Annotated in this window: 14 protein-coding genes; 5 read left to right on the forward strand and 9 right to left on the reverse strand. The window is 44.5% G+C overall.

Translation table 11 applies throughout. The features are described from left to right. Positions 1 to 441: 441 nt before the first annotated feature. The 6 genes from F6K20_RS06495 to ychF form a co-directional block, all read right to left on the reverse strand. The gene (locus F6K20_RS06495; protein WP_008188030.1) at positions 442 to 600 is read right to left on the reverse strand and encodes a hypothetical protein; all 159 of its coding nucleotides are present in this window, start codon (positions 598 to 600) and stop codon (positions 442 to 444) included. Further along, positions 590 to 1075, reverse strand: coding sequence for a flavin reductase family protein (locus F6K20_RS06500; RefSeq protein WP_071106083.1), 486 nt, complete (start codon positions 1073 to 1075; stop codon positions 590 to 592). The genes F6K20_RS06495 and F6K20_RS06500 overlap by 11 nt, the downstream gene beginning before the upstream one ends. Before the next feature lie 107 nt (positions 1076 to 1182). Beyond that, entirely contained in the window at positions 1183 to 1614 is a 432-nt protein-coding gene (locus F6K20_RS06505; protein ID WP_287294157.1) for a TFIIB-type zinc ribbon-containing protein, read from the reverse strand. 35 nt (positions 1615 to 1649) lie between these two features. Then, positions 1650 to 2447: a precorrin-4 C(11)-methyltransferase gene (cobM, locus tag F6K20_RS06510; RefSeq protein ID WP_287294159.1), complete on the reverse strand. Its 798-nt coding sequence runs from the start codon at positions 2445 to 2447 to the stop codon at positions 1650 to 1652. 323 nt (positions 2448 to 2770) lie between these two features. Beyond that, positions 2771 to 3127, reverse strand: coding sequence for a phage holin family protein (locus F6K20_RS06515; RefSeq protein ID WP_008188025.1), 357 nt, complete (start codon positions 3125 to 3127; stop codon positions 2771 to 2773). A 27-nt stretch (positions 3128 to 3154) separates the two neighbouring features. Further along, positions 3155 to 4246 (reverse strand): redox-regulated ATPase YchF, encoded by a 1092-nt coding sequence (gene ychF / locus F6K20_RS06520; protein WP_287294161.1) that lies wholly within the window; start codon positions 4244 to 4246, stop codon positions 3155 to 3157. Between the two features lie 677 nt (positions 4247 to 4923). On the opposite strand from ychF, the gene F6K20_RS06525 reads away from it, so the two are divergent. Then, the gene (locus F6K20_RS06525; RefSeq protein WP_287294163.1) at positions 4924 to 5436 is read left to right on the forward strand and encodes a Ycf51 family protein; all 513 of its coding nucleotides are present in this window, start codon (positions 4924 to 4926) and stop codon (positions 5434 to 5436) included. Between the two features lie 33 nt (positions 5437 to 5469). Here the strand turns inward: F6K20_RS06525 and F6K20_RS06530 are convergent, their stop codons facing one another. Further along, entirely contained in the window at positions 5470 to 6249 is a 780-nt protein-coding gene (locus tag F6K20_RS06530) for an ABC transporter permease (protein WP_287294164.1), read from the reverse strand. Positions 6250 to 6481: 232 nt separating this feature from the next. Here F6K20_RS06530 and F6K20_RS06535 point away from each other — a divergent pair, with 232 nt between their 5' ends. The 3 genes from F6K20_RS06535 to F6K20_RS06545 all read left to right on the forward strand — a co-directional run bounded on the left by F6K20_RS06535 (position 6482) and on the right by F6K20_RS06545 (position 8344). Beyond that, the gene (locus F6K20_RS06535) at positions 6482 to 7609 is read left to right on the forward strand and encodes a DegT/DnrJ/EryC1/StrS family aminotransferase (RefSeq protein WP_287294166.1); all 1128 of its coding nucleotides are present in this window, start codon (positions 6482 to 6484) and stop codon (positions 7607 to 7609) included. Positions 7610 to 7857: 248 nt separating this feature from the next. Further along, on the forward strand, positions 7858 to 8028 hold the full coding sequence (locus F6K20_RS06540) for a hypothetical protein (protein ID WP_287294168.1): 171 nt from the start codon (positions 7858 to 7860) through the stop codon (positions 8026 to 8028). Between the two features lie 46 nt (positions 8029 to 8074). Beyond that, positions 8075 to 8344: a hypothetical protein gene (locus F6K20_RS06545; protein WP_287294170.1), complete on the forward strand. Its 270-nt coding sequence runs from the start codon at positions 8075 to 8077 to the stop codon at positions 8342 to 8344. Here the strand turns inward: F6K20_RS06545 and F6K20_RS06550 are convergent. Then, positions 8258 to 9007 carry a DUF561 domain-containing protein gene (locus F6K20_RS06550; protein ID WP_287294173.1) on the reverse strand — a complete coding sequence of 250 codons (750 nt, stop codon included), beginning with the start codon at positions 9005 to 9007 and terminating at the stop codon, positions 8258 to 8260. The genes F6K20_RS06545 and F6K20_RS06550 overlap by 87 nt on opposite strands. 159 nt (positions 9008 to 9166) lie before the next feature. Between F6K20_RS06550 and F6K20_RS06555 the strand changes: the two genes are divergently transcribed. Beyond that, positions 9167 to 10267: a serine/threonine-protein kinase gene (locus F6K20_RS06555; RefSeq protein WP_008188015.1), complete on the forward strand. Its 1101-nt coding sequence runs from the start codon at positions 9167 to 9169 to the stop codon at positions 10265 to 10267. Positions 10268 to 10514: 247 nt separating this feature from the next. On the opposite strand, the gene F6K20_RS06560 is transcribed toward F6K20_RS06555, so the two are convergent. After that, positions 10515 to 13449, reverse strand: a 2935-nt coding sequence (locus tag F6K20_RS06560) for a phosphoenolpyruvate carboxylase (protein WP_353736732.1), incomplete at its 5' end; no start/stop codon positions are given.

The following is a 13449-nucleotide window of genomic DNA, read 5'->3' on the forward strand; positions in this document are numbered from 1 at the left end:
AATATTTTAGCTTGAAAACTAGACGACGACAATTAGGTTGTCATAATCCCAATCTTTACTATTGTTGTTAGCGTGGACTAACCCCCACCTGGACGAGGTGGGGGAATGCGTCTCACGACTTGTTCAACAGCTGCTGATTCTGGAGCATCAATGGAAGTTTGAACTTTAATTAGTGGCATAGTTTTGATATCACACCCTAGTTGAGCTTTTGAACAGTTGAAATGTTAAGCGGTCAGCGGTCAGTGGTCAGTAGTCAGCAGTCAGTGGTCAGTGGTCAGCGGTCAGTGGTCAGCCGTCAGCCGTCAGCCGTCAGTCGTTGGCAACTAACCCAAAGCTGATAGCTGAGAGGATATCTGAAAAGTTTTTTGATACTTAATTTTGCCCCCCTAGCCCCCCAAGCGAGGGATTGCTCGCTTGGGGGGGACAAGAGTCAATTTGCTTCTAAAAGTCCCCCAAAATTGGGGGATTTAGGGGGCTTGGATGTAGCAAATGAGACTTATCAGACAACCTCTGATAGCTGAGAACTAATAACTGATAACTGATAGCTAATAACTGATAGCTGATAACTGATAGCTGATAGCTGATAGCTCTAACCGCCATACTGCCAACCAGTGCTTTCTAGTAACAACTGATCTCCTTCCCGATGAATGCCAGCACCAACGACTTCAGCAACAAAGACGGTGTGATCGCCTTCTTCCACAGTTCCTCTGACCTGGCATTCTACATAACCGAGGGAGTCAGAAATAATCGGACAACCAGTTACTTCTCCGAAGTAAAATTCTACATCAGCAAACTTATTACCAACGCGACTTTGGGGTTTAAAAAATTTGGCTGCCATATCTTTTTGCCCACTATCGAGGAAGCTAAGGGCATATACTCCTGTTTTCTTAATAATGGCGTGGGATCCAGAGTCTTGTTTAACACAGTTAACGATTAGTGGTGGTTTGAAGGAAGACTGCATTACCCAGCTGACCGTGAAGCCATTGATTGTTTCTTCACCATCCCTGACCCCACAGATATATAGACCATGGGGAATTTTGCGCAGCATGGTCTTTTTTGCTTGTTCGTCTAGCACGAGTCTTTCTCCCTAAGTTCTTAGTGAACGCGCCCCGCGTGAGCTTTTGGGCAAAGCCCGACGCTGGGCGAACGGTCAATCCCAATTAGTTTACAGAATTTTCCCTTTTAAAAGACAGGATTGGGGATGTCCTTTTGGGCTCTAAACATGCGCTTAACTCGATATAGAACACCTCTGGGCTGAAAATTATGCTTATACTGCCTGAATTCCCCAGCATCTAGCCAAACCCCGTGGCATTGGAAGCATTTTTCGTACCAGATGCTGTACTCATCAATATCAAGCATCCGGATCATTTTGGCTCCACAGCGGGGACAGCAAATATCATCATTGATCTTATTCAGCTCAGAGCCAATTTCCGGGTCTCCAATATCTAGACTCTCAGAACCTTTAATCTTTTTGAGTATTTCGGCCTCCAGGGAATCAAACCAAATGCCTTTGCAGTTGACACAGCGGTCTACTTCAATGCCATGGCAGGTAACTGGCTCTAATTTTCCTTTACACTTTGGGCAATTAAGTGTTGGGCAATTAAGTTCCTTCACACTTTCACACAAAAATTAATGTTATATCATATATCTTATACAATAGAAGGGTGAGGACGAAAGAGGTGAGAGTGTTCGGGATGATAGAGACGGGAACGGGTTTTAAGGCCATCACGGTTTAAAGCCGTCTTTAGTGCCGGACTGATTAAGTAAAGGGTTGTCCGAATTAAATTGTGCTCATGAGTAGTTGCTGCCATTTTATCAAGGTCAACTAGCCAAATTTTTTCATCTGGCCAGCCAATGCGGAAGCAAACCGCTACTGGTGTATCAGCAGAATAGTGTTTTAGGAGTTTGGCTTGAGCCGCTTCTACATGACGAGCACTCAGATAGAGGCACAAACTAGCTTGATGGGCAGCTAGGGATGCTAATTCCTCTGAGTCTGGGACCGCAGAAGCACGACCACTGATCCGGGTCAGGATAATCGTTTGTACTAATCCCGGTATAGTTAGCTCAACACCAAGTTGTGCGGCTGCTGCTTGAAAGGCGCTGATGCCTGGGATAACTTCAAAGGGAATAGAGGCTTCTGAGAGAGCTTGCATTTGCTCGTGGATAGCACTATATAGAGTCAAATCTCCTGAGTGTAGCCTGACCACAGATTTATGCGATCGCACCCGTTCAATCATCAGTGGCACAATCTCTTCTAGGGTTTTGTTGCCAGAGCGAATAATTTCGGCATCAGCCCGAACACTCTCTAACATCTGTTTGGGCACTAGAGAATCTGCCACGATAATAACATCTGCCTTTTGGAGGATTTTCAAGGCTTTGACAGTTAATAAGTCTGGAGCGCCTGGTCCAGCACCGATAATGTAGACTGCTGGTGCGATTGAATTCATATAGTTTCGGAATTATGCTTTAGGAGATAGTATTTTGGTAAGCATATGCGCTACTTGAGGTGCCGTCAGCTCTCAGCCGTCAGCCGTCAGCTCTCAGCCGTCAGCTCTCAGCTTTTTTATTCAAAAGCTGAGAGCTGATAGCAGGCGCGATCGCTGCACGGGGTCAGATGAGTAAAACGAGCAGGGATTTTCAAGCAGTCCTACCAGTAACCCAGATGCTTGTTTACTATCTCCCGTTGATTAGCTGACGGCTGAGAGCTGACAGCTTAAGCTGTGTGTTTACCTGTCTTTTACCTGTGTGTTTACCAGTTAGTGACCAACAATCAAGCCAAGGTTCCGAGCAGCTTATAGATCAAGGAATTAACGAAACCAAGGGCAATTGCGCCAATCAAAGCGCTCCAAAATCCCCAGCGAAGTCGGAATCCTGTTACCAAAGCAGCGGCTAAGCCAAAAATAATCGCGTTGACCACAATAGCAAAAAGCCCAACAGTCAAGATAGTCAGAGGAAGAGATAAAACAATCAGGATTGGTTTCAATAGGGCATTGAGAATGCCGAACACCACTGCTGAAACCAATGCTTTCTCAAAACTATCAATCTCGACACCAGTTGGGAGTTTGGAAATGATCAACAAACTGACGGCAGTAACCAAACAGGCAATTAAAAGACTAATAATATCCATGGGTATCACCTTTTAGAGCACCACTACTTACACATTAAAGCGGAAAAGCATCACATCTCCCTCTTGTACAACATAATCTTTACCTTCTGAGCGAACTAACCCTTTTTCCTTAGCAGCGGTCATCGCTCCAGCAGCTACCAAATCCCCATAAGCAATGGTTTCTGCCCGAATAAAGCCTCGCTCAAAATCCGAGTGAATTGTCCCAGCCGCTTGGGGGGCTTTCATACCAGCAGCAATAGTCCACGCCCGAGTTTCCTGGGGACCAGTGGTCAGAAAGGTACGTAAACCCAACAATTCGTAGGTAGCGCCAATCAAGGATTTTAATCCCCCTTCTTCCACACCAAGGGACTGAAGAAAATCCTCTCGGTCTTCCTCAGGTAACTCAATTAGTTCTGACTCTACTTGAGCAGAAACCACTACCACTTGAGCATCTTCGGTAGCAGCAATTTGCCGCACTTGCTCGACCCAGTCATTGCCAGTGGCTAAGTCATCTTCAGATACATTAGCGGCATAGATGACTGGCTTACTAGTCAGTAACCCCAATTGCTTGACTGACTCGGCTTCTTCTTCTGTTAAACTAATCTGGCGCGCTAATTTGCCTTCATTCAACCCAGCGCTCAAGGTTTCCAAGACATCAAGTTCCATCTTGGCATCTTTGTTACTACGAGCTTGCTTCCGGGTGCGCTCAATCCGGCGTTCTACTTGCCCTAAATCCGCTAAGGCTAATTCTAAATTAATTACTTCAATATCCCGCCCTGGGTCAACGGAGCCGGAAACATGGATGATGTCATCATCATCAAAGCAGCGCACCACATGGACAATGGCATCGACTTCTCGGATATTGGCTAGAAACTGGTTACCCAAGCCTTCCCCTTTGCTGGCTCCCTTGACTAAACCAGCAATATCCACAAACTCAATCCGAGTTGGCACGATTTTCTGAGATTCAGAAATCTTGGCCAGAACCTGCAACCGCTGATCTGGGACAGCAACTACACCGACATTCGGCTCAATGGTACAAAAAGGGAAATTAGCAGCATCTGCCTTAGCATTGGCAACTAGGGCATTAAATAAGGTTGATTTGCCTACATTGGGCAGTCCAACAATTCCGGCTCTTAACATAGTAGTCTAATATAGTACTTTAAAATGGACAATTGACAATAGAAAATTGAACCGATCGGCCAGTTGTTATACTGTTGTAACAATTATCGCTTATCTCCTTATAATTTTACTTTATCAATGGTCTATCATGGTCTATCATGGTCTCAAATCAACCGGTTAAAAATACACTACTGAAGTTTATCACTAAACCATATCAAGTTACGTGTTTTAAAGATAAACGTGATAGTATTCATTAATATTAAATCCCAGCTTGTCGAGTATTTTTCAGTTAAAAATTGCCTTTGGTGTTATCGGTAATCTTGTGAGTAACCAGTAAAAATTAAATTATTTATTTCTGGATTACTGCTTTTGGTAAAAACTTTACTCAGATTGTAAGGTTGGTAAAATAGACAGTTTGGTTCAAATGAGTATTATAGCTAATATCACTTTGCCTACCATGCCTAAATAATTAGGATTTTTTTGAATAGTAATTGCAAGTATGTATTCTGGAAAGTATTATATGCAAAAATAAGATGATCATAAATATAGATGCTACTCTAATTTGATGAGTGGTCAGTAACCAATTATCCATTACGCTTATCAATAGGAATTCGTGGAGTAATTGTGATATTTTTTGATGCCCTGTTACCTGTTACCTGTTACCTTTGCTAAATTACCTATTACTAACTATCTAAACTATGCCAACAACAGCTGATTTTCTGATCTACACTAAATGGTCAGGTATTCTGACTTTAGCCTGTGGCTTGATTGCTATACTCGGTTTTATCTTGAAATGGGGCCTTCGGTTTCGCCTGGTAGGAGTCACTGGGTTTATGCTGGTGCTAACGGCTAGCTTTTTCTCCTTATCCTTAGTACCCTTTACCCGTACTACCATTCCAGGGGCAACCCGATATACTGTAGTCTACGATAATGGTGGCAACCAAACGGTGATTGCTTTGCCCCCTAGTGCTACAGAGTCAGAAGTAGAAGCGACACTGCGCCAAGCTGCTAGTAATTTTTATTCCTATGGACGCCTCGGTGGCGCAAATAACCAGTTAACAATTCGAGCCCGGACGATTATCCATCCGGAAGCTGGTGTATCCAAGCCGGTATTGTTGGGTCAGGTTATGCGATCGCTTTCTCAGCGTGATGATCCAGATATGGTGATTGAAGTCTATTCCGAAGAATTTGCTCAATTGCCTCAAGAGTAAGGAGTATATAGCAGTTATCAATATTGATAACTGCTATATCGTTAACTGCTCATACTGATTAAAAAATTGCCGTGTCAACCCATAAGTGATCAATAAGGTTGCGATCAAATTAGTAAATGCGAGCATAAACATAATTAAGATCTGATAGGAAGCAGCATTCAAGGGCTCAATACCACTTAACAATTGACCTGTGATGATTCCCGGTAAAGTCACCAGTCCCACTACCATCATCGAGTTAAGAGTAGGAATCAACCCAGCCCGAATCGCATCCTTACGGTAACCGGCTACTGCTTGTTGTCCCGTTGCGCCTAAGCTTAAATGGGTTTCGATTTCTAGAGTGCTATTGCTAATGGTGCTAACTAAGCGTTCCCCTGCGATCGCAGCCCCATTCATGGCATTGCCCAGCACAATACCTCCTAAGGGAATCAGGTACTGGGGTGCATACCAAGGTTCTGGTTGAATCATCAATAGATTTGTATAGATTAAGGTCAATGCTGTACTGAAGAACAGGGAACTGAATACTATTGGTAACAATCTCGGTATCTTATGGTTACTAATCCGATTGCGGGCAGTAATCGTACCAATAGTCAGCATTACCATTAAGATAGCTAAAACAGGAATCGGGTGATCTAAGGCAAAAATTACAGCCAGCACATATCCCACAACAATAAGTTGTACGATAGTTCGGCCAGTTGCGATCGCTAGTTGAACTTCCAAACCCAGCCTTTGCCAGCTGGATAAACCAATTGCGATCGCCATCATGCCCAATCCCCACACTAAATCGCTAAGATCGAGTTCAATTAAATAATCCACCAGCCACCACAGCTAATTTGTTTTAATCCATTGTGTCAGATCGTCTGTTAATTGTGATTGCAGTTGAACGCGCACGCGCAGCCAATAGGCCAAGGTTATCTGGTTGAATGCGATCGCGTTCAACCAGATAACCTTCAAGGCCAGGAGTGAAAATTAAGCGACAGGTAAAATTTGAACCCTTTTTGCCAAAAATTCTGTTTTAATTAAAAGCAATTTAAGGTGTGAGGAACAAGTGAATACTATACCCCCTCTTGACTTAACACGGCAGTACCAAGTGATTGGAGAACAAGTCAGTGCTGCTGTCGGTGACGTTCTTTCATCTGGACGTTATATTGGTGGTCCAGTGGTAGAGCACTTTGAGCAACAGTTTGCCGCTTACACCGGTACCCTGGAATGCATTGCATGTAACTCTGGCACAGACGCTCTGTATCTCGCCCTGCGAGCTTTAGATATCGGACCCGGTGATGAGGTAATTACCACACCCTTCACCTTCATCGCTACCGCTGAAGTAATTGCTGAAGTTGGTGCTACCCCAGTCTTTGTCGATATCAATCCCGAAACCTTTAATATCGATCTCAATCAGATTGAGAAAGCGATTACCCATAATACTAGAGCAATTATACCAGTTCACCTATTTGGACAGCCAGTGGATATGACTGGTGTGATGGATATCGCCAAGACTCATTGTCTTGCAGTCATTGAAGACTGCGCCCAAGGGACTGGTGCTGAATGGGTGGGAAAAAAAGTTGGTAGTATTGGACATATTGGTTGTTTTAGCTTCTATCCCACCAAGAATCTGGGAACCTGTGGCGATGGTGGTGCGGTAACTACCAATGACAAAACTGTTGCGGCCTCAATACGGATGCTGCGAGACCACGGCAGAGCCTCTGGTTATTACCATAAAATCAATGGTATTAACAGCCGTTTAGATGCCGTACAAGCCGCTATTCTTAACGTAAAGCTACCCTATCTCGATGGCTGGAACAATGCCCGTCGTCAGGTAGCAACCCGGTATCACCAGTTATTGCAGCTATTACCTGATATAATCCTGCCTCGGGAAACCCCTGGTGGAAACTCCGTCTGGAACCAGTACACCATTCGCTTAACTCAAGATAGCAGCAATAGCAACTATCGGGACGAGGTGCGCCAAAAATTAAAGCAGGCAGGTATTAGTTCTATGGTCTATTACCCCCTGCCGTTACACTTGCAGCCAGTCTACAAAGACTTAGGCTATCACATCGGTCAGTTTCCAGTTGCTGAGCAAGTCTCCCATCAAGTATTGTCCTTACCAATGTTCCCAGAACTTACCGTTGAGGAACAGCAACAGGTAGTTTATGGATTGAAGGACTGTTTAGTTTGAAGGTTAAAGGTAATTTGGTTGAAGGTTAACAGGTTGAAGGTTAACAGGTTTAAGGTTAACAGGTTTAAGGTTAACAGGTTTAAGGTTAACAGGTTGAAGGTTAACAGGTTGAAGGTTAACAGGTTTAAGGTTAACAGGTTTAAGGTTAACAGGTTGAAGTTTAACAGGTTGAACGTTAGAAGACTAGTTTTCAAGCATCTAGCATTCAAGCATCCAGCATCCAGCATTCAAACATCTAGCATTCAACCTTGGCCTTTGGCCACGCGATCGCATTCAACCATCTAGCATTCAAGCTTTCACCATCTAACCTTCAACCTTGGCCTTTGGCCACGCGATCGCGTTCAACCATCCAACCTTCAACCTTCAACCATCTAACCTTCAACCTTCAACCATCTAACCTTCAACCTTCAACCATCTAACCTTCAACCTTCAACCATCTAACCTTCAACCATCTAACCTTCAACCTTGGCCTTTGGCCACGCGATCGCGTTCAACCATCTAGCATTCAACCCTTCAACCATCCAACCTTCAACCCTTCAACCATCTAACCTTCAACCATCTAACCTTCAACCCTTCAACCATCCAACCTTCAACCTTCAACCATCCAACCTTCAACCATCCAACCTTCAACCTTCAACCATCCAACCTTCAAACCTTAACCCTTTTACCCTTGACACCTTCGAGGGATTCTACCAAGCTGCGAACCGCTGCTACCATTGCCACTTCGCTATCTAACTGATTGATAGCGGAACCAACGCCAACACCAGCAGCACCAGCAGCAATGGCCATGGGAAGGGTCACACTGGATAACCCGGAAGCACACAACACTGGTACTGAGACAGCACGAGAAATTTCATAGGCAGCTGCCAAGGTTGGTGCCGCTTTTTCAATTAAACCCAAGGTGCCAGCGGAGCGAGGTTTACTGCTGGTACCCCCTTCAGTTTGAATAATATCGGCACCTGCTTTGACTAATTCTGCCGCTAGTTCTACTTGCTGATCTAACTTTAGAATGTGGGGGACAGTTACTGATAAGGTTATATTGGGTAATAATTTACGGGTTTCAATGGTCAGTGCCAATACGTCGGAAGCATCAAACCACTTCCCCTGAGCATAAAAGCTATCAAAGTTACCAATTTCAATCAGATCAGCACCAGCTTGGATAGCAATAACAAACTGCTTTGGTTCTACAGCAGAAACACAAATTGGTAAATCCGTTAACCCTCGTGCCAACCTGACTAGATCGGGGCAGGCGGCAATATCGACAAAAGTCGCTCCACCCCGTGAAGCTGCTTTAACTACAGCAGCAACTTTCTGGGTATCAAAATTATTTAAGCCACTAATTACTTTCAGGCAACGACCTTGGTTTAAGGCTTCGTTTAGTTTGTGATGCATAGTCATATTTTCTGTTTACCCCTGTATTATCAACCAACTTTACCTAATTTTTAATTAACTGTAGGAAATTTTTTTTCTCTCTGAAGAATTCATCCAAACCCCTATATTTTTGCCTAAACTAAAAGCAGATCGGTGCTGATGGCTACTCCTTCTATATACAAATAAATGAATTTCCCCCAAGTCAAGCTATCTCCTTTTCACAGTGACGTCTTAAAGAATACCGAGTTAGGTCAGCTTTGTGGCAAAAAGCAGCTGTTTCGCGCACGCTATGAAGTGTTACGGATGATTGGTCGAGGTGGTTTTGGTGTAACCTTTCTAGCCAAAGATACATCCTTACCGGGTCAGCCGTTTTGTGTAATCAAGCAACTTTGCCCCAAATTCAGTGATCCAAAAGCATTACATAATGCTCGTCAGCGGTTTGAGAGAGAGGCAAAAATTTTGAACAAACTGGGGACTCACCCCCAGATCCCCATGTTGCTCGATTATTTCGTAGACCATGGAGAATTCTACTTGGTTCAAGAGTACATTCGAGGCATTACCCTAGCTAGGTTGGTGAGGCGTTCTGGTTGCTTATCCCCAGGAGCCGTTAAAGGTTTTCTGCGAGACATACTACCGTTATTGCAGTATATCCATGACCATGGGGTAATACATCGTGATATCAAACCTCAGAATATTATTCTTTCTAATGATGATGGTCGGTTGGTACTAATTGATTTTGGGGCAGTTAAGGAGTTAATTGCCCAAGCATCAGATAACAGTGTAAGAAACCCAACTACCCATTTCATCGGTACGGTAGGATTTGCACCACCGGAACAGTTTAGCCTACGACCTGTGTATAGCAGTGATATTTATTCCCTAGGGGTTACCTGTCTTTACCTACTTACTGGAAAAGCCCCCCTAAAATTTCAGAGCGATCGCCAAACTAGTGAACTGAAGTGGGGCAAAGCATTGGACTTGAGTGATTCCTTTGCTAATATTCTCAACAGAATGCTGGCTATTTCCCTCAAAGAGCGTTATTCAAACGCAAGAGCGATCCTAAGGGCCTTGGATCATAAATTACTTCAAGAGAATCTTGACGAGTTTCTAGTTATTCAACCTCAAGCTAATCAACACCAACGACAGGCAAAGCAAAACACCGGGAAAAGTCAGAAGTATACACCTCCTACAGAAAAAACGGCGATCGCGATTCGAGAATGGAAACAAAGGATGCAAGCCAGACACCGCCAGAAGGATATACAAAGAGTTGAACACCTATTTAATCATTAGTGCTAAATTGGCCATTACAATGATTCCGGACAAAAAAAGTTAGTTTTTCATCCTTAATTGGTAAGCATTCAGCCGTCAGCCGTCAGCTTTACGTAACTCAGATTAAATGAATGCTGACCTGTTTTATTCAAAAGCTGTTCGGTGTAGTGTGACCTATGCCGATCAGCACATCAAGTAGCGTGCCCTATGCCCATCAGCTGATACGCGACACGCTGATAGCTGATAGCTTACCTTTATTTTTTACATGTCAGCCAGTATTACGCATGCCAGCAGCAATACCGTTGATCGTCAATAAGGCTCCTCGTAGTAACTCTCCCTTACTATACCGGGATTGAACCACACCCAATGTTACCTGGTTGCTATGTTGACGTAGGCGTTTGAGCAAAGATACCTGTAAAAATCCTAAGGGAACGATGGTACCATTACGCAAATGTACAGACCGTTGTAAATTGGGGTCGCCATCTAGGAGTGTTTGGTGTCCTGTAATCGTCAGGACTAAGTTGCGGGTCAGGTTAAATTCCTTAGCAATTTGCTCAAACAAATGCTCGAAGCGTTCCAGGTCTTCAGGGTTTGAAAGTTCCTTGACATAGTGGTGAGCAATTTGTAGATCCACCTTGGCTAAGGTCATCTCTACTTTGGAAATGACCATTTTGAAGAAGGGCCATTTTGAATAGAAACAGCGCAATAGGTTGATATTTTCCTCTGGAGCTTGATCAACAAAGCTTTGTAGGGCAGTGCCAACACCGTACCAGCTCGGTAGCAGGAAGCGGCTTTGAGTCCAACTAAAGACCCAAGGAATTGCCCGCAGACTGCTTAAATCCTTCTTCCCTGATTTACGCCGTGCAGGGCGAGAACTAATTTGCAACTGGCTAATTTCTTGAATTGGTGTCACTTGATGGAAGAAATCTACCAGATCCGGTTGGTCGTGAATCAGAGCTCGGTAATGGCTACGGGAGATCTGAGCTAACTCCTCCATAATTTCATTCCAGGGCTGGATATCATCAAAGCCATTATTGAGTAAGCTAGCTTGAATAACTGCTGTGGCTATTGTCTCCAGATGATAGAGCGCTAATCCTGGCAGAGAGTACCTAGAAGCAAGGACTTCCCCCTGTTCGGTAATTTTGATTCGGCCATTGATACTGCGACCCGGTTGCGCCAGGATAGCTTCATAAGATGGACCACCACCACGACCCACTGAACCACCACGACCATGGAAAATCCGTAAAACAATACCATACTCTTGAGCCACATGCTCTAAGGCTTTCTGAGCTTTGTGGATTTCCCAGTTACTACTTAGGAAGCCAGAATCTTTATTACTGTCGGAGTAGCCGAGCATTACCTCTTGTAAGTTAGGAGAGGTTAAAGCTTGAAGATTATTTGGTTGTTCAGCTTTGGCGTTCGAGTAGGGTAGGTTATTTGGTTGTTCGCGTAGCGTGGCCTTTTGGCCAAGGTTATTTGGTTGTTCGCGTAGCGTGGCCTTTTGGCCAAGGTTATTTGGTTGTTCGCGTAGCGTGGCCTTTTGGCCAAGGTTTAATGGGCTAACCTGCAACTTTTGATATCCACCAGCCAAACTAGCACGATACAAGGGTAGCTCAAACAGGGATTTCATCACTGCTGGAGCACGCTTAAGGTCTTCCACTGTTTCAAACAGTGGCACCACGCGAATGGTACTTTTACCAGTGGCTGGGTCATACAGACCAGCTTCCTTCGCCAACAAGAGGACTTCCAACAAATCGCTGGCCGTGTGACTCATGCTGATAATGTAGGTTTGGCAGATTTGGGGACCAAACTCTTGTTGCAGCTGCCGCACCATCCGGAAGGTTTCGATAGTCTCGCAGGTTTTTTCCGAAAATGGCAGTTCTGCTGGGATTAATGGACGTCGGGTTCGCAACTCAGCGGTTAACCACAAGCATGCTTCGGATTCCGATAGCAAGTTGTAGGGCTTAGGCAAAACTTGCAGGTACTCAGCAATTTCACTCAGGGCTTCTGAGTGGCGAGAACTTTCCTGGCGAATATCTAGGTGAGCCAGGTAAAAGCCATAAATTTCCACCTGACAGATTAAATTATCTAACTCACGACAGTTCAACCCGGTTTCCACCAGATTACTCTCAATCAGCTTTAGTTCTGCCAAGAATTCTTCTCCAGAGCGGTAAAAACTCCAGCTTTTACCATTAGCCATCTCATCTGGTACAGGCATACCATTGGCCAGCTGTTGGTTTCGCTCACGGGTGTTTTCGAGTTTTTGCTTAACGTAAGTCAGTTTGAGTCGATAGGGTTCTTGCCGATAGCGAATGGCGAGCTGTTCGTAAACCTCTGGCAATTGAGAGCGGTCTTGTTCTAGAGAGTCTAACAGTTCCGGTAGCACATCACACCAGTGCAACGACAGACTCAATAATTCGGTCAGACGCCTAACCTCATCTATATATTTACCCAGCACCAAATTCCTCTGATAGCAGGCAGTTTGCCAGGTAATTTGGGGAGTGACAAACGGATTACCATCCCGGTCTGACCCTACCCAAGAGCCAAAATGACAGAAGTTCTTAGCGGGTGGGTTCAGCCAGGGGAATGAACCCTTCAACGCTTGCTTGAAACGACTATACAATTGGGGTATTGTATCAAACAGTACTTCGTGGAAGTAGTGAAGAGTGTAATCTACCTCATCAAGTACTCCCGGCTTAAACTGATGTAGCTCATCGGTGCGCCACCAGAGGCGAATTTCTTCCATCAGCTTTTGGCTACATTCAGTCACCTCCCAGGACGAAGTGATTCCTAAGGTACCATAGGTTTGCTCCGCTTGGTCTAATTGTTCCAGAATCTTAGCCATCCGTCGCTGTTTACCCCGAATCGTACGACGGACGATTTCTGTGGGGTGAGCGGTGAAAACCAAGCGAATATCAAGATTCTCAATCAGCCGCTGAATTTGACCAGGTGGCACATTTTGCTTGTGCAAGTGGGGAAATAGCCAATCTAGTAGCCCTAATTTTCTTTCCGATCCTTGGTTTTCCTGGTGGCTCTTTTCAATAACATTGGTAACCGCAGCCCCTGGTTGAGTAACCTGATTGCCTATTTCCACCTCTTTGTCAACGGTTACAACAGTTGACAAAGACGAATTACCATTTTTTAAAATACCTTGGGATAAGGGGGTTAACTCGGGTTCAGTGCTTCTTCGGTAGGAGAGGCGA

It is taken from the genome of Moorena sp. SIO2C4 (assembly GCF_010672485.1).
GTDB lineage: Bacteria > Cyanobacteriota > Cyanobacteriia > Cyanobacteriales > Coleofasciculaceae > Moorena > Moorena producens.